The organism is Rhizobium sp. M10, assembly GCF_002531955.1.
Classification (GTDB): Bacteria; Pseudomonadota; Alphaproteobacteria; order Rhizobiales; family Rhizobiaceae; genus Rhizobium; species Rhizobium etli_C.
The window spans coordinates 57,218-75,672 of sequence record NZ_NWTA01000013.1; the positions used below are offsets into that span (position 1 = coordinate 57,218).

19 protein-coding genes are annotated in these 18,455 nt (G+C 61.3%); 7 read left to right on the forward strand and 12 right to left on the reverse strand.

What is annotated here, in order from left to right; genetic code table 11:
• Window positions 1-14 precede the first annotated feature (14 nt).
• Entirely contained in the window at window positions 15-788 is a 774-nt protein-coding gene (locus CO671_RS20880; RefSeq protein WP_097607530.1) for a DeoR/GlpR family DNA-binding transcription regulator, read from the reverse strand.
• A 111-nt stretch (window positions 789-899) separates the two neighbouring features.
• Entirely contained in the window at window positions 900-1,817 is a 918-nt protein-coding gene (locus CO671_RS20885) for a DMT family transporter (RefSeq protein WP_097607531.1), read from the reverse strand.
• Window positions 1,818-1,890: 73 nt separating this feature from the next.
• Here CO671_RS20885 and CO671_RS20890 point away from each other — a divergent pair, with 73 nt between their 5' ends.
• Entirely contained in the window at window positions 1,891-2,820 is a 930-nt protein-coding gene (locus tag CO671_RS20890) for a LysR substrate-binding domain-containing protein (protein ID WP_097607532.1), read from the forward strand.
• Window positions 2,821-2,967: 147 nt separating this feature from the next.
• On the opposite strand, the gene CO671_RS20895 is transcribed toward CO671_RS20890, so the two are convergent.
• From CO671_RS20895 to CO671_RS20910, 4 genes are all read right to left on the reverse strand, one after another.
• Entirely contained in the window at window positions 2,968-3,489 is a 522-nt protein-coding gene (locus CO671_RS20895) for a DUF992 domain-containing protein (protein WP_040112834.1), read from the reverse strand.
• Between the two features lie 328 nt (window positions 3,490-3,817).
• Window positions 3,818-3,982, reverse strand: a complete 165-nt coding sequence (locus tag CO671_RS20900; protein WP_003571841.1) for a DUF1328 domain-containing protein — start codon at window positions 3,980-3,982, stop codon at window positions 3,818-3,820.
• Window positions 3,983-4,082: 100 nt separating this feature from the next.
• Entirely contained in the window at window positions 4,083-4,673 is a 591-nt protein-coding gene (locus tag CO671_RS20905; RefSeq protein WP_097607533.1) for a hypothetical protein, read from the reverse strand.
• A gap of 141 nt (window positions 4,674-4,814) precedes the next feature.
• Window positions 4,815-6,437, reverse strand: coding sequence for an ABC-F family ATP-binding cassette domain-containing protein (locus tag CO671_RS20910; protein ID WP_097607534.1), 1,623 nt, complete (start codon window positions 6,435-6,437; stop codon window positions 4,815-4,817).
• A gap of 143 nt (window positions 6,438-6,580) precedes the next feature.
• Here CO671_RS20910 and CO671_RS20915 point away from each other — a divergent pair, with 143 nt between their 5' ends.
• Both CO671_RS20915 and CO671_RS20920 read left to right on the forward strand, forming a co-directional pair.
• Window positions 6,581-6,910: a DUF6665 family protein gene (locus tag CO671_RS20915; protein WP_097607535.1), complete on the forward strand. Its 330-nt coding sequence runs from the start codon at window positions 6,581-6,583 to the stop codon at window positions 6,908-6,910.
• A gap of 38 nt (window positions 6,911-6,948) precedes the next feature.
• On the forward strand, window positions 6,949-7,818 hold the full coding sequence (locus tag CO671_RS20920) for an aldose 1-epimerase family protein (protein ID WP_097607536.1): 870 nt from the start codon (window positions 6,949-6,951) through the stop codon (window positions 7,816-7,818).
• A gap of 180 nt (window positions 7,819-7,998) precedes the next feature.
• On the opposite strand, the gene uxuA is transcribed toward CO671_RS20920, so the two are convergent.
• Window positions 7,999-9,186 (reverse strand): mannonate dehydratase, encoded by a 1,188-nt coding sequence (gene uxuA / locus CO671_RS20925; protein WP_097607537.1) that lies wholly within the window; start codon window positions 9,184-9,186, stop codon window positions 7,999-8,001.
• A gap of 43 nt (window positions 9,187-9,229) precedes the next feature.
• Window positions 9,230-9,952 carry a GntR family transcriptional regulator gene (locus tag CO671_RS20930; protein WP_097607538.1) on the reverse strand — a complete coding sequence of 241 codons (723 nt, stop codon included), beginning with the start codon at window positions 9,950-9,952 and terminating at the stop codon, window positions 9,230-9,232.
• A gap of 148 nt (window positions 9,953-10,100) precedes the next feature.
• Here CO671_RS20930 and CO671_RS20935 point away from each other — a divergent pair, with 148 nt between their 5' ends.
• The 3 genes from CO671_RS20935 to CO671_RS20945 all read left to right on the forward strand — a co-directional run bounded on the left by CO671_RS20935 (window position 10,101) and on the right by CO671_RS20945 (window position 12,380).
• Complete coding sequence (locus CO671_RS20935; protein WP_097607539.1) at window positions 10,101-10,502, forward strand: DUF2934 domain-containing protein; 402 nt, start codon at window positions 10,101-10,103, stop codon at window positions 10,500-10,502.
• 53 nt (window positions 10,503-10,555) lie between these two features.
• Entirely contained in the window at window positions 10,556-10,804 is a 249-nt protein-coding gene (locus tag CO671_RS20940) for a hypothetical protein (RefSeq protein WP_097583632.1), read from the forward strand.
• Between the two features lie 301 nt (window positions 10,805-11,105).
• The gene (locus CO671_RS20945) at window positions 11,106-12,380 is read left to right on the forward strand and encodes an O-antigen ligase family protein (protein ID WP_097607540.1); all 1,275 of its coding nucleotides are present in this window, start codon (window positions 11,106-11,108) and stop codon (window positions 12,378-12,380) included.
• 33 nt (window positions 12,381-12,413) lie between these two features.
• On the opposite strand, the gene CO671_RS20950 is transcribed toward CO671_RS20945, so the two are convergent.
• Together CO671_RS20950 and CO671_RS20955 are read right to left on the reverse strand one after the other, a co-directional pair.
• Window positions 12,414-14,408 (reverse strand): nucleoside-diphosphate sugar epimerase/dehydratase, encoded by a 1,995-nt coding sequence (locus CO671_RS20950; RefSeq protein ID WP_097607541.1) that lies wholly within the window; start codon window positions 14,406-14,408, stop codon window positions 12,414-12,416.
• 122 nt (window positions 14,409-14,530) lie between these two features.
• Complete coding sequence (locus CO671_RS20955) at window positions 14,531-15,097, reverse strand: sugar transferase (RefSeq protein ID WP_010029781.1); 567 nt, start codon at window positions 15,095-15,097, stop codon at window positions 14,531-14,533.
• A 284-nt stretch (window positions 15,098-15,381) separates the two neighbouring features.
• Here CO671_RS20955 and CO671_RS20960 point away from each other — a divergent pair, with 284 nt between their 5' ends.
• Window positions 15,382-15,774, forward strand: a complete 393-nt coding sequence (locus CO671_RS20960; RefSeq protein ID WP_010029780.1) for a hypothetical protein — start codon at window positions 15,382-15,384, stop codon at window positions 15,772-15,774.
• Window positions 15,775-15,948: 174 nt separating this feature from the next.
• Here the strand turns inward: CO671_RS20960 and repC are convergent, their stop codons facing one another.
• A complete protein-coding gene (repC, locus tag CO671_RS20965) occupies window positions 15,949-17,241 on the reverse strand; it encodes a plasmid replication protein RepC (RefSeq protein ID WP_097607542.1) in 1,293 nt (430 codons plus the stop codon).
• 149 nt (window positions 17,242-17,390) lie between these two features.
• Window positions 17,391-18,440 (reverse strand): plasmid partitioning protein RepB, encoded by a 1,050-nt coding sequence (gene repB, locus CO671_RS20970; protein WP_097607543.1) that lies wholly within the window; start codon window positions 18,438-18,440, stop codon window positions 17,391-17,393.
• Window positions 18,441-18,455: the final 15 nt, after the last annotated feature.

Here is an 18,455-nt window from a genome sequence, read left to right on the forward strand (position 1 = left end):
GTGGGCCGGTCGGCCTAACGTGATCTGCTGCTCGTTTCGATCAGCTTCACATTGTTTTCCAGGCAGAGATTTCGGATCGATGGCACCGGACAGTGGTCGGTGATGAAGGTATGAACCTGGGTCAACTGGCCGATTCGAACCGGCGCGGTGCGTTCGAACTTCGTCGAATCGGCAACGAGAATGACGTGGCGGGCATTGGCGATGATCGCCTGCGCGACCTTCACCTCGCGAAAATCATAGTCGAGAAGCGCGCCGTCGACATCGATCGCCGAGGCGCCGATCACAGCATAATCGACCTTGAACTGGCGGATGAAATCGACCGCCGCTTCACCGACGATGCCGCCGTCCGAACCGCGCACGACCCCGCCGGCGATCACCACCTCGATTGCCGGAAAGAGACGCAACCTGTTGGCGACGTTGATATTATTGGTGATCACCATCAGTTCATGATGATTGGCGAGCGCCTCACCCACTGCCTCGGTCGTCGTGCCGATATTGATGAAGAGCGAGGCTCCGCTCGGGATCAGCTCGACGGCCGCAACGCCGATCGCCTGTTTTTCCGAAGCGGCGATCTGGCGGCGGGCCTCGTATTTGACGTTCTCGGTTCCGCTCGGAAATGTCGCGCCGCCATGGATGCGGGTCAGCACCTGCGCATCGCAGAGATCGTTCAGATCCTTGCGGATGGTCTGCGGCGTCACCGAGAAGCGGGAGGCAAGCTCCTCGACCAGAACCCTGCCGCTCGATTTCGCGATCGCCACGATCTCAGTCTGTCGGTCGGACAAGAACATCTGCGCCCCCTTTCGATCTGCTTTCGTTTTTAAAGAAAGCGAACGGCGGCGCAACGCCTATTTGTCGGAGGCGAGCTTTCGCCGCCGAATTTGGTGGTAGCGGCGCGGCCGTTACCGTTTCCGCATGAGGTTGACCACCAGAACGCCGAGGATCGCCATGATGCCGCCAATCGCCCCGAGTGCCGTCGGCGTCTCGCCCAGCCAGACGAATCCGATCAGCGTTGCGACCGGCGGGACGCCGTAGAGGAAATTCGAGGCGCGCGCCGCCGTCAGCCGCTTCAATGCGATGGCCCAGGTGAGATAGCCGATCGCCGTCGGGAAGATAACGAGATAGGCCACGCCCCAGTTGACCTCCGCCGGTGCGGCGGCCAGCGCGCGGATCGTCGCCGGGACGGCCGGAAACAGCGGCACAGAGCCAATCAGCAGGATCCAGGCGGTGACGGCAAGCGCCGGCAGCCGCCCGAGCAGCGGTTTCTGCAGCACGCTTGCGATCGCCGAGCAGAGCGCTGCGCCAAGGATCAGCACAGCGTTCGGATCGAGCTTGAAGCCATCGTCCGAGGCGACCGCGATCAACGCCACGCCGCCGAAGGAAACCGCGGTACCCGCCCAACCCCAGCGGCCGAAGCGCTCGCCGAGGGCGAAGGTCGCAATAAGGGCGGTAAAGACCGGCATGGTATTGATGATGAAGCTTGCCGGTCCCGCCGCCACGGTCTGCTCGCCGGTGTTCAGCAGAACCGCATAGGCGGCGATGAAGAGCACAGCAGCGACGGAGAGGCGGAAGAAATCCCGCTTTTCCGGCATCGGCCGGTAGATGGCGAGGTAGATGAGGGCGAGGGCGCCGGCCGCCACGTAACGTGCCGTCGCCAGTTCGATCGGCGTCAGCGGCCCGAGGCAGATGCGGATCACCACGAAGGAGGAAGCCCAGAAGAGAATGGTGACGACGATCGCCGCAAAGGCCACCAGATCGAATGCGCCTTGCTGTTTCGTCAGGACCGGTGTGCTGGCCGCCATGCTCATTTTCGCCTCCATCTGTGCGCGTGAGAATGAATTAGGCCTTCGATGCATGCTTGAAAAGCACCGCAATCGATGATCAAATGTGCACATGGTTCACAGCTCGCCAGTCCTTCCGCCACTCGATACGCTCGAGACCTTCGCCCGTGCCGCCCGGCTCGGATCTTTTTCGGCCGCGGCCGAGGAGAGCGGCCTCACCCATGGTGCAGTGTCGCGGCAAGTCTCGCGGCTCGAGCGCTGGATGGGCGTGCGACTGTTCGCGCGCGAAGCGCGCGGCGTGCGGCTGACGCCGGAGGGCATGCGGTTTTTCGCGCGCGCCGAGGAAGCGCTTTCTTTGCTCGGCAATAGCGGCGAGCGCTGGCTGCCCCGGCCGAACAAGGCGGTGGTGCGCCTGTCGGTGACGCCGTCGGTGGCATCATTGTGGCTGTTCCAGCGCCTGGCGAAGCTCGAAGGAAACGAGCTGCATGTCGAGCTGACGCTCGAGCACCGGCTGGCGGATTTCGGCGAAGGCACGGATCTCGCCATCCGCTGCGGCAAAGGTCCCTGGGCCGGCGTGCGCGCCCTGCCGCTCTGGCAGGAGAAATCCTTTCCGATCGCCGCCCCGGCGCTGGCAAACCGGCTCGAGCGGCGCTCCGATGCGCCCTCCCTGCTCGAGCTGCCGGTCCTTCACGACTCCAATATCGAAGGCTGGCGGCGCTGGCTCTCTCGCGAAGGTATCGATTATACGCCGCGCGGTCAGGATCGGCGCTTCGAGGATTACAATCTGGTGATCGATGCCTGTGCGCAAGGACTCGGCATCGCGCTCGCCCGCCCTCCCCTATCGGATGCGGCGCTCGCCGCCGGGCGGGTCGTGGCGGTGTCGGACCGCACGCTCGACTATCACGTCGCCTTTCACCTGATCCGGCCGGACGATGCACTGCGAAGCCCCGCCATCGAATTTGCCAGCCGCTTCCTGCGCGAAGCCGGTCATGACGAGGCGACAATCAGCGCCTTTATCGCACCCGGCAGGGCGAAAGCGTAAGACTCGCCGCCGCCTCCAGCCTGCGCATCGGGCGGCATGTCACGGCTGTCCCAGATTTTCAGATAATCGTCCCTTACAGCGCCCGCAAACAGGCGCAAGCGGCTTGACGCCCCGGCCGCGTCGCGGCAGGGGCGCGTCAACAACCGGTCAATCCGCCGGAGTGAGTGTCATCGATGCGCTGCCGGCCGCAACGTTCAGGCCGAGTTGGCCGGTCAGGCTTACCGTCTGCAGATGGATTGAACCGGAGGTGCCGCCGACCAGGAGGTTGGCGCCGACACCGGCACCAACCGTCGCCTCCGCGCTCGCGCCGACATAAAGGCCGGCGAGCGAGCCGCGGTGATATCCGGCTGTCGGCGCAAACACCGCCCAGATCAGCCGGCTGCGCGTGGTGAAGCCGAGGTCGATGCCAAGCTTTCGCATTTCGCCGGTATAGTGATCCAGAAGCTCATTGCCGACGATCGACTGGAAGACACAGTCCGCTTCCTTGGAGGAGCCGAGCACATAACCCGTGCCGCCGCCGATATCGCAAGTGAGATAACCGATCTTCACGCCATTGCGCAGGTCCGGCTCTTCATATGTTCTGGTGACGGGGTCGGCGGCATTGACCGCCCCCGCGCCGACAAACGTCAACGATACCGCGGCAAACGCCGTCGCAAGAGTTTTATTCATAAGTCTCTCCTTCTCAAATCGTGACGGGAACACCCGGCTGGCCGGCACCGGATATCGGAGGGGATCGCAAAGCAATCCCAGAACGGTGCCGTTTTCGCGTCGCAGTCAAAGCGCGTGGGAGGCGCAAGCGACACGCTTACGGTTTAGCCCCATTGGGACATTTCGAAGGCACCATGCGGGCCGCATGCGCCATTTCACGATCTTGTCAGGAATGGTTGCACGAAAAACACATTCGCCCAACGCGGGTTCTCGCCGGCGCGGGGCGACCACCAAGAAAAGGAAAACCCGGCGATTGATGTCACCGGGTTTTATACTTCATTTCTCCTCGCTATACTCTGCGCATGAAGCGCATGACGAGCGAGACGACGAACAACACCAGGAAAATGAAGAACAGAACCTGGGCAATGGAAGCTGAAGCCCCTGCGATGCCGCCAAATCCGAGGACGCCGGCAATCAAGGCCACAACGAGAAACACCAGAGCGTAGTAAAGCATCGCAATCTCCTTTTACGTTGCTGCTGAACATAACGGAGACCGCCCGGTTTAGTTCCCTGCCTATCATGGCCGGCAGGGGGAGCATCGCATCGGCTTTCGTTCAGCCGAAATGAAAGACGCCGCTGTACATCCGGTCGCCTTCGGTCGGCTCGGGAGGTTCGGCCGCGTCCAGATAGGTCTTGAGCGGCCCGGTCAGCACGAACCAGACGCTTGCCCCCAGCATGAAACAGGCGCCCACCGGATCGTCGATGCGAGCGATGAACGGAAGGCAGGCCGATGAGAACAGCACAATGATCCGCACCGACCACTCCGCCTCACGTTTGGCCACGGCGCGCGCCCTCAGCGACTTGTACTCCCGGGCGCCATAGGCGCTTCCTCGCGCCTTTACCGCCGAAACCAGCTTTCTGGCCGACGGCAGGGCCAGCATGACCAGCGCGGCGACGCTGAGCGCGAAAGGCCTCCCGGCCATCACCTGCCCGCTCGCGACAAGGAGAAAAGAGAGCACGACGAGATTCCACGTCGGCTCCAACAGTTCCGGCGGCTGCCGCGTGCGGATGTGCCAACTCCGCAGCAAGCCCGCCGCACCGTGCAGTAGCGGCTGATCGATATAGCGATTGATCCAGTCCATGCAGACCCGCCCGTCCCCGATTGAATGAAGAGGGCTCCGAACACCACGGAAATAGGTCATCATCGTGGCAGAGCTTCGGCAATATCAGCCGAAGCTATGCGACGCTCACAGAAAACCGCCTATTGCAGTTCCTGCGCAACGTCCCAGACATTGGCCCGACGGATCGGTGAAGGCCGCCGTGCGGCGCACCCCGAAGAATAGCCGTCAGCCCCGCAGGCCAGGCGCCTCGTGACCGGTGCGCGCCACATATTCCGTATAACCGCCGCCATACTGGTGGACACCATCCGGAGTCAGTTCCAGCACGCGGTTGGAGAGCGCAGCCAAGAAGTGTCGGTCGTGCGAGACGAACAGCATGGTGCCCTCATATTGCGAGAGCGCCTTGATCAGCATCTCCTTGGTGTCGAGGTCGAGATGGTTGGTCGGCTCGTCGAGCACGAGCAGGTTCGGCGGGTCGAACAGCATCATCGCCATGACCAGCCGCGCCTTCTCGCCGCCGGAGAGCACCCGGCACCGTTTCTCGACATCGTCGCCGGAAAAGCCGAAACATCCGGCAAGCGCCCGCAATGGCCCCTGCCCTGCCTGAGGAAACCGATCTTCCAGCGACTGGAACACCGTCCGCTCGCCATCGAGGATATCCATCGCGTGCTGGGCGAAGTAACCCATCTTGACGCTGGCGCCGAGCGCGACGCTGCCTTCATCCGGTGTGGTGGTGCCGGTCACCAGCTTCAGCAACGTCGACTTACCGGCGCCGTTGATGCCCATGATGCACCAGCGCTCCCGCCGCCGCACCATGAAGTCGAGCCCCTCATAGATGCTTCGGCTGCCGTATTTCTTATGGACATTCTTCAGGTTGATGACGTCCTCGCCGGAGCGCGGCGCGGCCTGGAACTCGAAAGCGACCGACTGGCGGCGCTTGGGTGGCTCCACCCGGTCGATCTTCTCCAGCTTCTTCACCCGGCTCTGCACCTGCGAGGCATGCGAGGCCCGCGCCTTGAACCGCTCGATAAATTTGATCTCCTTGGCAAGCATCGCCTGCTGACGCTCGAACTGGGCCTGCTGCTGCTTCTCGTTCTGCGCCCGCTGCTGCTCGTAGAATTCATAGTCGCCGGAATAGGCCGTCAAGCCGCCGCCGTCGATCTCGATGATCTTGTTGACGATGCGGTTCATGAACTCGCGGTCGTGCGAGGTCATCAACAGAGCCCCTTCATAGCCCTTCAGGAACTCTTCGAGCCAGATCAAGCTTTCGAGATCGAGATGGTTGCTCGGTTCGTCGAGCAGCATGACGTCAGGGCGCATGAGCAGGATGCGGGCAAGCGCCACGCGCATCTTCCAGCCGCCCGACAGCGCGCCGACATCGCCGTCCATCATCTCCTGGCTGAAGCTCAAACCGGCAAGCACCTCGCGGGCGCGGCCCTCGAGCGCATAGCCGTCCAATTCCTCGTAACGCGCCTGCACCTCGCCGTAACGCTCGATGATCTCCTCCATGTCGCCGGCCCTTTCCGGGTCGGCCATGGCGGCCTCGAGCTCGCGCAGTTCGCCGGCAACGATGCTGACCGGGCCGGCACCGTTCATCACCTCGGCGACGGCGCTGTGGCCCGCCATCTCGCCGACATCCTGGTTGAAGTAGCCGATCGTCACGCCCTTCTCACAGGAGACCTGCCCCTCATCGGGCTGCTCTTCGCCATTGATCATCCGGAAGATCGTTGTCTTGCCGGCGCCGTTCGGGCCGACCAGACCGATCTTCTCGCCTCTGTTGAGGGCGGCCGAGGCCTCGATGAAAAGGATCCGGTGGCTGAGCTGTTTGCTGATATTCTCAATACGAATCATGATGTGCGCGGTGTGTCCGGGGAAGTTTCGGCGCCCTTATGCCACGCATGGAAACGACAGGATAGGCCCGTTTCCACCCTCTCGATCTCCGGCTTCCGATTGGATAATATTGCCGCCTACGCTGATTTAAGGATTTCCAGCCAATGAGCGTTCGCCTACCGCAGTCTTTCAGGCAGTCGCAGCAGGACGCCAATGGCATCAACGTCCTCGAATATGGGCTGATGTCGGAACGCGCCAATTCGCTCGGGCGTCATGGGCTGAAGGTGGAGGCGGCGCTCGCCGCGTTAAAAGCCTGGAGCGTCGAGCGCCAGAGCGCGGAGGAACGCGAGAGGCTGCTCAACGAAGCCTCCGATGCCGTCTGGGCATTTTTCGTCCAACGCGAGAGCTGCGGGTTGCGAAACAATCGCGACGCCATCCAGCGTTACGGCATCCCAAACGAGGTGCTCGCCAGACTGGGCGCCATACGAAAATGACTGGAAGGCCGTGCCCATCAGGGCGAAAGGAAATTGCGATGCCAAGCTCAATACGGATCGGCAATCAGCATCTTGCCGTCGATGTCTCCTCCCTCGGCGCCGAGATGCAGGCGCTCACCAGCAACGATGGACGCTCCTGGTTGTGGACGGGCGACGCGGCCTACTGGGCCGGACGGTCGCCGATCCTGTTTCCGATCGTCGGCAAGGCGGCTGATGACAAGCTGGCGATTGGCGGTACGGTCTACCCGATGGCCCAGCATGGCTTTGCCCGGCGGAGCGAGTTTAGCCTCGCCGCGTCCACGCCGACCATGTGCCGGCACGAACTTCCTGCCTCGGCAGCCACGCAGGCGGTCTATCCGTTCGATTTCCTGCTGGCCGTGGAACATGCGGTAGAGGGACGCGCGTTGACGGTGACGGCAGAAGTCAACAATCGCGACGCAAGAGCTCTGCCCTTCGGTCTCGGCTTCCATCCGGCCTTCGTCTGGCCGATGCCTGGCGCTGCCGGGCGCCCGCACACTATCACGCTCGACAATGAAGGTGAGCCGGCGCTCGTGCGGCTGGAGGGCGGCCTTATCAATCCGACCCCACTGCCCTCCCCATTCGATAAAGGCCGGCTGGTGTTGGATCACGCCATGTTCGAGAAGGACGCGATGATTTTCCCGAAGGGTGCGGGCGAAGGCCTGCGTTACGGCGCCGAAGGCGGGCCGAGCCTGCGGTTCCAATTCGAAAACCTGCCCAACCTTGCCCTGTGGACCAAACCAGGCGCGCCCTTCCTCTGCGTCGAACCGTGGCACGGAACGGCGGCGGAAGCCGGAGGTTCGGCCGAGCTGTCGCAACGACCCTACACCACCATCCTGTCGCCGGGGGCGACGGCGCGTTTCGCCTTTACGGTCGAGATCTTGCAATAGAAAGTGGCGCGCCCGACAGGGCGCGCGAATGAACCTTGGCACGGTTGTTTCCGCAGCGATCGCCGAGGCCGACAAATCGCGCCGCATCTATTTGATCCATGCGACGCGCTTCGGTCCTTTGTTTTGTGCGTGCCGTCGTCACTTTCCGGGCAACATGCGCAGGCGCCGGCCCGGACGCCCTCAGTTCGGCGGCGCGCCCAGCGCATGCAGGATGCCGCGCAATTCGGCAAGGCCGCGCATACGGCCGATCGCCGGATAGCCGGGGGTGACGACCTTGTCGAGATCGTCGAGCATGCGGTGGCCGTGGTCCGAGCGGAAGACGATCGAGTCTTCGGCACCCCGGCGCTTGTCTTCCGCCACCAGTTCCCGGAGCACCGCGACCATGTCGACGTCGCCCTCCAGGTGCGCGCTTTCATGGAAGGTCCGGCCGTCGCCCTCGCGCGTCGTGGCGCGCAGATGGGCGAAGTGGATGCGTGAGGCGAAGCGCCGGGCGATGGCCGGCAGGTCGTTGTCGGCGCGCACGCCGAGGCTGCCGGTGCAGTAACACATGCCGTTCGCCGCCGACGGCACGGCATCGAAGAGCGCGGCATAATCATCGGCCGTCGAGGCGATGCGGGGAAGACCGAACAGCGAACGCGGCGGATCATCGGGATGCAGCGTCAGCTTGACGCCGCGGGCTTCGGCAGCCGGCGTCACCGCCTCCAGGAATTCGATCAGATGCCGGCGCAGCCGTGCGGCATCGATGCCGCTATAGGCGACCAGCTTTTCCCGGAAGGCCGGAATGGTCAGGGGCTCGGTGGTCGAGCCCGGCAGAGCCGAAGTGATAATGCGGGTGATCTCGGCAATCTCCTCCTCCGACATCGCCTCGAAGACGACACGCGCCCGTTCGCGGTCTTCCGCCGAATATTGCTGGCCCGCATCCGGCCGTTCCAGAACGAAGAGGTCGAAGGCTGCGAAGCGCTCGTGATCGAAGCGCATGGCTGTGGCGCCGGTCGGCGTCACGAAATCGAGTTCGGTGCGGGTCCAGTCGACGACCGGCATGAAATTATAGCAGACGATCGGGATGCCGCAGGCGGCGACCGCTTCGAGGCTGGCAATCCACGCCTCGATTTCGGCCTTTGCCTCCCCGCCCTTGCGCTTGACGGCGTCGGGAATCGGGATGCTCTCGACGACCGACCAGACCAGCGGCGACCGGTCGGCAGGCGTGGTCTCGATCAGCGATTGGCGTTCGCGCACTTCCTTTTCCGTCCAAGCCCTGCCGATCGGCACCTGATGCAGCGACGAGACGATATTTGTCGCGCCCGTCTGACGGACCTCATCCAGCGTCACCGGCGCTTCCGGCCCGAACCATCTCCAACCCTGCCGCATCCTTCTTCCTTCCCTTGCTTTTCGTTTCGTGGTGATCCTGCCGTCAGCAGAAATAATCGGGGTAACGCGAGCGCAGCTCGTCGACATCGGGAATGACGGCGCTCAAGTGGTGGATCATGGCGCTACGCGCAGCCGCCGCATCATGGGCGGCGAGGGCGTCGCGGATGATCATATGTTCGGACACCACGTTGCCCATACGCCCAAGCGCCGGCAGCGCCAGCCGCCTCGCCCGGTCGATCTGTACCTTGACCGTCTTCAGGATCCCCCAGATGCCGGGATAACCTGATATCTGCGTGATCGCCTCATGAAAGGCCTCGTCCTCCTCGTGGAAGCTTGAGGCGTTGCCGACGGCGGCATGCGCGCGCTGCCGGGCGATAATGGCATCGAGGCGGGCGACATCGGCGGCGGTGGCGGTCTGAGCCGCCATCTCGGCGGTCGTGCCTTCGAGCGCTTTGCGCACGACGACCGCCTCCGGAATCGCCGAAACCGGCACCCGCGACACGACGGTGCCCGACTGCGGGAAGATATCGACCAGTCCGCCTTCGGAGAGCCTGAGCAGCGCCTCGCGCACCGGTGTGCGGCTGACGCCGAATTCGTCGGCAATTCGCTTTTCCTGCAAAAACAGACCGGGCGGCATCCGGAGCGAGACGATGTCGGCATAGAGACGCTCATAGATGGCGCCGGCCGTGGTGACGCGGCGCGGCCTACGGCCGGCTTCCTGCGAGCTCGGGACGACAAGCGCGTCGGTTTCTGAAGCTTGCCTCATAAACGGTACCGAGGGTCATTGGCTTTTGGCATACTAGTATATCAGTTGTGGCACCTTGCCAAGGCACCTGGATACTTTGGCGTTCAAAATGCAGCCGATGGGAACTTCGATCAGCGGAATTGGTTGAGTTCCCATCAAGGAGGCGCCGATGAAAAATCCGTTACGACGCAAAAGAAACGAAATCGCGACCGACGACACGCGGCTGAAGGATTCACCCCCGGCCGGCGCAGGCAAAGGGAAGACGGCGCGGCAAGCCATTCGGGAACCCGCAGAGCAGAGCATCGGTTCTCAGGCAATCACCCGCGAGGACGAGATCCAGAAAAGGGCATACTCGCTGTGGGAGAAGGAAGGAAGGCCGGAAGGCAAGCATCGGGATCACTGGACCCGCGCCGAGCACGAGCTCGATGCACGGGGTGAGACGGACAATCCTCCCAGGCTCGAGGCGCTGCGAGAGGCGTCGCGCGAGCATCGCGACGCCTTCCTCGTCAAGACGGACCTCGAAGACGCGGATCAACGCGAAGCCTCGCCCGGCACACGCGAGCAGGATTGAAATTGCAGCCCCGAGCAAAATTTAGGACGAGCAAATTCAGGAAAGGTTCCGACATGGCTGACAAACAGGATTTGAACGCCGGCTTCACCGGCACACCCGTCGAACAGCCGGAAGGATTGGCCAAGGCCGCCCAATCGGCGGCGAGCCGAGTGAAACGCGAGGCCTATGCAGTCACCGCCGGCGCTAGAGACCACCCGCACACCGCAAGCGCATTGTTGCTTGGCATTGGTATTGCGGCGTTCGGGTTCGGCTATCTCCTTGGTCGATCATCGGCGGAAAGCTCGGCCTCATATTGGCGTTAGCTGTCGACATCAACGAATGAGCCGCGCGAGCGGGAATAACGATAAAGCCGGATCGTGGTCGAGCGCCGTCCCATACGCGGCCCCCACGGCAAGGCCGCACCTCAAACGTCTTTCGTCATCGCATCAGCTTTGCCGTTGCAGGGCGTTGCGACGCATCGCCTGTAGAGCAAGAAGCATCCGGGTTTGCTGTTGCCGGAATACAATAGTGAGAAAAGCGCGAGTTGTGCCCGCGCCCACAGCTTGACAGCGGTGACATCGGTCCTTAGCGAGGCGGGATCAATGACACCTCAGGATCAGCAAAGTGAATTATTTCAGGCAACTCGTGATTGCGGTACTTCATCCCGGGAGCGGGTCTGGAAGCGCGCTTGATCGAACCAATGGCATTGCGGTTTTTCTCTTTGCAATCCTGCCCGGACTTTCACCTAATTTCAACGGGTTCATCCTCCTCGGGTCGATGCTGTCGGGCATCTACTTGCTGGCGACGGCCCGCTTTCCTCTGAACTTTTCGAAATCGGACTGGGCAGTCGCCATCTGCATGACGATCTACCCGCTGGTGATGATCGCCAGCATCTTCATCAACCCGCCCTATTCCGAAGTGGCAGACTGGATATTCAGGCTCCTGCCCTTCTTTTCGATCTGGCTGATATTGCCGCGAATGCGCCAATCTCCCGATGGCCGCCTCGTGCCGCTGTTTATCCTCGGTGCCGGGATCGGCATGATCGTTACCTTTCTCATCAGCCTGGTGCAGATCATGTTTCTGATGGAGAGAGCAGAGGCCGGGACGTCGAATGCCGCACTCCTCGGAATCATAGGCCTTCTTTTCGGCGGCGTTGCGCTTCTCAACGTTCAATCTCCTAAAAGCGTCGAGCAACGAATTGCGATCTTGGGATATGCCGCTGGCCTCGGCTGCGTGCTGCTTTCGGGAACGCGTTCGGCGTGGCTGGCCATTCCCGTCCATCTCGTCATCCTTCTCTGGTATTTTCGCAAACACAGCTTCCATCTGAGTTTGCGCAGTCTCGCCATCACCGGCTCTTTGCTGTTCGCGGGACTTATCGCGCTGGGCAGCGGCCAGATCATCCATCGCATCCACGCGCTGCAGGAAAATATGGCAGCGCTTGAACGCAGTGAAGGTGAGATTACCTCACTCAGCGCGCGGGTCGCTTTGTACAAAGGCGCACTATCAGCAATCAGCAAGGACCCATTCACCGGTTATGGCCCGCAAAACAGGATGGCCTCGGTCTTGGCGGAACTGCCAGACAGCATGCGGCCATACTTGACCTTCTCGCATGTCCATAACGGCTTTCTGACAGCGGGAATTGACGCCGGCGTTGTCGGCATCGCGGCGCTTTCGCTGCTGCTCCTGGCGCCTTTGATAGCCGCGTGGAAAAAGGAACCCGGTCCTGGCAGGGACCTGTCCATAGCGCTCGCTCTTCTGCTCACCAGCAGCTACATTGTTACCGGCAGCGTCGGCATCATGTTCAACCAAAAGGCACTGGATCCGATCTTCGCCTATATGGTCGCCCTGATTTGCTTGGAGCGGGGCAGCACAGTCTTCGCGCCCGTCGTGCGGAGCTGAATTACCGCGCTCAACGCTTGCGCGTTGTCGTCTTCAGGCCGCCGGAACGGTTTCGGCGCCGGTGAAGGCAAGATCCGAAACCTCACCGGTTGAGGAATAGCCGGAGACGAGTTCTGCCAAGGTCGCGCGTGCCGCGACCATATCGTTTCGATCCAATGCCGCATTGAGCAAGCTGAGCTTCTTCGAAAGCTCCGGCCAGAACAGGAAATCCTCTCGCGCCTTCATAATCCGGGGATGTTCGGTTGTCTCGGGGTTGTCCCCGATCAACAGTTCTTCATAAAGCTTCTCGCCGGGTCTCAGGCCGGTAACGGAAAGCTCGATGTCCCCTTCGGGATTATCCTCGTCGCGGACGGTCAATCCCGAAAGCTCGACCATCTTGCGGGCGAGATCTGCGATGCGGACGGGCTCGCCCATGTCGAGCAGGAAAACATCTCCGCCCTCGGCCATCGCGCCCGCCTGAATGACCAGTTGCGAGGCCTCCGAGATGGTCATGAAGTAGCGGGTTATTTTCGGGTGGGTCAGGGTAACCGGCCCGCCGTCCTTGATCTGCTGCCGGAACAGCGGCACGACGGATCCGGAGGAACCGAGCACGTTTCCGAACCGGACCATGGAGAAATTCGTGCGCACTCTGTCAACCGCCGGTTCTGCGGCAAGCGCCTGCAGAACCATCTCCGCCAGCCTCTTGCTGGCGCCCATCACATTCGTCGGACGCACGGCTTTGTCCGTGCTGATCAGCACAAAATTCAAGACGCCGCATTTGTTCGCCGCGCGTGCGGTGATCAGCGTCCCCATGACGTTGTTCTTGATGCCCTCCACGGCATTGTGTTCGACGAGAGGCACATGCTTGTAAGCGGCGGCATGATAGAGCGTCTGAGGCCGCCAGCTCTGCATAATATGTTCCATGCGGTCATGGTCGCGGACGGAACAAAGGATCGGAACGATCTGCAGGCTGTCCTGCTGGTAAAGTTCGGCCAGCTTTAGTAATTCGGCGTGAATATTATAAAGCGAAAACTCGTTCTGATCGATGAGGATGAGGGTCGAAGGCGCATTGCGCAAAATCTGGCGACAAAGTTCACCGCCGATGGAACCGCCGGCGCCGGTGACCATAACCACCTTTTTGCGCATCGCCTTGTCGAGCAATTCCTGCCGCGGCGCCACCGCTTCCCGGCCCAGCAGGTCTTCGATCTCCAGCTCACGGATATCGGAAACGGCGACACGGCCCTGAGCGAGCGCCGTCAGGTCCGGCAATGTCCGAACATTCACCCTGGCTTTGCGGATGCGCTCGAGGATTTCGTTGCGCCGCTGCCGCGATGTGGATGGCAGAGCAAGAAGCACGTTGTGCACGCCAAGAGCCTCGGCGAGTACAGGCAGATCGGACGGGTCGTAGATCGGCAAGCCGCCCATGATGCCGCCCTTAAGACGCGGATCATCATCCAGGTAGCCGACGACATTGAGTTCGGCGCTATTTGTCAGCGCGCCGGCGAGTTGTCGGCCGGCATTCCCTGCCCCGTAGATCAGCACCTTGGCGAGCGTATTCTGGTGAAGGATCCGCTGATAGGTATCGCCGAGCCAATAGCGGATGCCCAACCGCGACAGACCGATCGCGATCAGCAGCAGGAAGGGCTGGAGAATACCGACGGTTCTCGGAACGCCCGGGACGCTCAGCGCCGTAAATATCGTCATGAAGGCGACGCCGTAGATCGCAATCGCCTTTAGAACCGCGATGAAAGCGGCCATGTTGGCATAACGAAAGATCGCCCGATACATGCCCATGACGATGAAGATGGGAAGGGCCATGCACAAGGAAACGAAGACCGGCAGCCACTGCACGCCGGTCAGCACCGTCCATTCGTTCAAGCGGAAGCAATAGGCCAGCCAGATCGTCAGGACACAAAGACTGGAATCCACCAGCAAGGCGAGCGCGCGTTTGGCAGCACGCGGCATCGCCAGCAAAGGGGCGACGAGCGCCTGCATCGGCACTAAGAACCATGCTGAGCGTGGCGTCTCAGTGGGGGTATTTTCAGGCATTGCTTCCCAGCGTCTCGCAGATCATCAGACAATCACCTTCTTGTCATTTTCTACAACGAGCGCAACTGAAATAATCGGAAATCAAGGTCTTCCGCACCGCTTATCTATCGGAAGTTGGTAACTTAATGCCTTATTCCCTTGCGGCCGATCACCTTGCCGGCGGTCAGAAACAGAATGCGCATGTCGAAACCGAACGAGCGCCGCTCGAGATATTCGACATCGAATTTCACCTTGTCAGGAATCGGCAACTCGTCGCGGCCGTTGATCTGCGCCCAACCGGTCAATCCGGGCAGGAGTTTATCGACGCCGTGGGCTGTCCGCAATTCGATCAGATCATATTGGTTGTAGAGCGCCGGCCGAGGCCCGACAAAACTCATTTTGCCGCCCAGAATGCACCAGAGCTGCGGCAATTCGTCGAGGCTCGATTTGCGCAGAAACGAACCGATGGGTGTCAGAAACCGATCGGGATTCTCGAGCAGATGTGTGGCAACCGTCGGCGTGTCGACACGCATGCTGCGAAATTTCGGCATCAGGAAGATCTGATTGAAGCGGCCGACACGTTTTGACCAGTAGAGGATTGGCCCCGTCGAGGTCAGCCGGACACATAGAGCGACGACAAGGATCGGAACCAGCAGGATGACCGACGCGACCACAGCCAGAAGAAAATCGACCGCCCGTTTCAAACCCATGCTCCGCACTTGTTCCATCGCCTCATGGGGATTTCGCCATACGCCCCACCGCGCCGTATCGTCAAAAAGGTGTTTCACGTCAACTCCAGTCGGCGTCGTTTCCTCAAGGGAGCTCTGGCTTTTAGTTTATCGTTTCAAACCTAAAAGACCAATATGTCGCCTGGGCTCAGGAGAAGCGCTGACGCCTCCCGGCAAGTCCTTCTTTAGACCGATGGACGGGCCTCGCATTTAGGTGCTGGCGCTACATTTATATCTCAGTGGTCTGCGCAGAACGGAGGCCTCCCTTGGAACGATCGTTATTTCTCGCCAAGCTTCTGGGGCCGACATTCGCCGCCGTCGCTTTGGGAATGCTGCTCAATCTCGACCTATACCGGACCATTATCGCTGAGGGTCTGCATGTCGGCATCTTATTCTATCTGTCCGGGTTCCTGTCGATGCTCGGCGGCCTGGCAATTGTCAACCTGCACAACAGGTGGCAGATGGACTGGCCGGTCGTCATCACAGTACTGGGCTGGCTGATGACAATCGGTGGCGCCATCAGGATCGTCTTGCCGCAAATAGCAATTGCGGTCGGTTCGACTATTTATAGCGGTCGAGTCTCCGCTGTCGTCGCCGCACTGACAATCGGGGCGCTGGGCGTGTTCCTCAGTTTCAAGGGTTACATGCGACGCTCCTAAGCCATGAGACTTCTATATCGACGATTTCGGCCAGTTGCCTCCCTCGCCTACCAACTGGAAGTATCTAACCTCATGATCTCAAAGGGAGAAGACGCCAATGAGAAGTTATCTCCCTCTTTAGTTCCGTCACACTTCGTTAACCATAAGTTCGCGCTACAAAGGCCGCTCGGAAGCTCATCCCGTCTTGCCTCTCACCGGCACATTGGTGCGGGCAAGGGCCATCAACATCGGGCCAATGGCAAACTCGCCTCTTTCGGCACGGCGCGTCAAGTCGCGGAGATAGCCGCCGGCGGAGTTGATGTGCCCTGCCCTTTCGAGGACGCAAGCCATGACGGTGGCCGCATTTTCCGGCCCCATGATCTCACAGGCCTGTTCGTAGGCCGACGGACTGACACCGAGCATCGAGCGAACGACCACAGCCGCTGCCATCAGATCGCGCCAGGAGCCAATCGAGCCCTGCGGTCCGTAGGCCGCGATCTCGGGGCAGGCCTGCAGCACCAGGCCCAGCGGGAAGGATTTGAGCGCGCCGCTGCCAGCGGAGGCAGATCTGGCCTCCCGGACATGGCTGTTCGTCTCTTCCTCTTTCTGCATTCGGGCTGCCGGTTCGGCCCGACCTGCCGATCGATCGTCCGCCGTTGCGCCCTGCTTCGTTTCGAAGCCTGGTTCAAGTTCAGTAATGGAGTGTGGGTTTGAATTCTGTATGTGCCGCTCATAATGTGGGGCATTGCCGCTTTGATTTCGTATTTCTTCCTGCATTTCCAACTGATTGGTGATTTCGTCGCGCAGCAGTTCCAATTCGTCGAGTGCCGCGGCGATCTGGGCAGCGGATGGCGAGCGTGGCAGCCCCTCGACAATATCGCGGAAATGCAGATGGATGCGGCCCCAGTCGCCGGCGACCCCCTCTTCCAGCGCCATCTCGATGAGCTTGGCGACGTCGCGACGGCATAGCGTCAGGCGCTCTCTGAGCCGCTGCAGATGCAATCGTTCGGCCGCCACCTCCGCCGCCAGCCGCTCGACCTCATCGGCGCGGGCGAGCAGCGGCGCCAATGAGAAACCGAATGCCTCGCGGATGTCCCCGCTCTGCTCCTTACGGGCATAACGCTTGCCGTTCGGGCTGTCCTTGCGGATCAGCAGTCCGGCCTCGATCAGGCTCGCCAGGTGACGGCGGATCGTCTGCTCCGCCATTCCATGCGCTCGCAGGGAGAGCTGAGCGTTGGACGGGAATACGACAAGCCCATTGTCCTCGGAGAGCTCTGCTTTGGGATAAAAGCTCAGCAGGGCGTTGAGGATGGCGAGCGCCCGGTCGGTGATGCCGAGCAGCGGCTTGGCCTCACACAGGGCGCGGTAGAGTTTCCATTTGTCGATCGATTGACCGGGCTCGATTTTCCGAGCCGCCGCCTGGCTTGCCAACATGCCAAACGTCATCGGCCGCCGCCCGAAGGGCGTCGTCACATTTCCGCTTTCCATTTTCTTCGCCTTCTTCAAGGCAAAAGATCGCAGCTCACCAAATTCGGTGCCAAAGACTCTTGACTATGATTCGCGGAAATGTGATTCTCTGGGTGTCTAGATCAGAGAGGGCTTCCGCGACGGCAACGTTCGGGGGCCTTTTCTTTTGCTTATTGATCTCCGTTCTTCGTCGAATCCTGTGTCTTCTCGAACGCCTCGTAGAGGCGATCCAGATTGCTGGCGATGTAGGCTCCAAAGGCAGATGCCTTTTCCGCCTTCAGCGCGATGGTGAACTGCCTTCCATCATCCTTGATCTTCGCCTTGACGGCTCCGTCCTGGCGCTGCCAAGCGCGAGCCACCGGCTGAAGCGCGGCAGTGGACGAGACTTGATGCTTCCTGCTGATGAAGGCAACGAGCATGTCGAAGCGGGCGTCCGGCTCCGCCGTCTCGAACTCCGCCGACCGGGCAAACTCGATTGCCCGGGCGGTGATGTTTTCAGTCTCGAATTTCACCGACAGATCATGCCAGCGGTCGCGGCCGGTGGTCTTGGCCGCGCCGATCGCCGCCAGGACTTCGGCTGGAATCCGTTTGGTGACGGACAGCATCTTGGAAACCGTGGTCTTGTCGGCGCTAAGAGCCGACATGATCGTTTCCCTGTCGAAGCCCAGCGTGTCGAGCCGGTCGGCGAACATCGTCCTCTCGATGAAGGACAAATCGGCGCGGGCCGAATTCTCCTGTCCCTGAGCAATGACGTGGTCGCGATCGTCGAGCCTCTTGACCACCGCGCGGACGGGCCGGCCGAGCTCTTTTGCAGCGCGGGCGCGGCGATGCCCGAAGGCGATCTGATATCGGCCGTCTTTCTCGGGATGCGGGCGAACGAGGATTGGCGAATCCTGGCCGCGCAGGCGAATCGCCTCGACCAGTTCGCGGAACTGCTCGTCGGTATGGACCAACCGATCCGTCACGAAGGAATCTTCGATCAGCGCGGGATCGAGATCGACCACCGTCTCGCCACTCGCCAATTGCTCTTCGATCGCCCTGGCTGCATCAGCCTTCGCAGCCAGCGCATCAATGCTGCGCGTGACGGCCCCGAGCGCACCGATCCCTTTATAGGTGATGTGCTGTCTCTCATCGCGATGGGTCGGCTCATCCTCATTGTTTACCGCAGTAAACTTCTTGGAGTCGTCCATCAGGCCGGAGAGGAGATTTTTACGCGCCATCAGCCATCTCCCCGC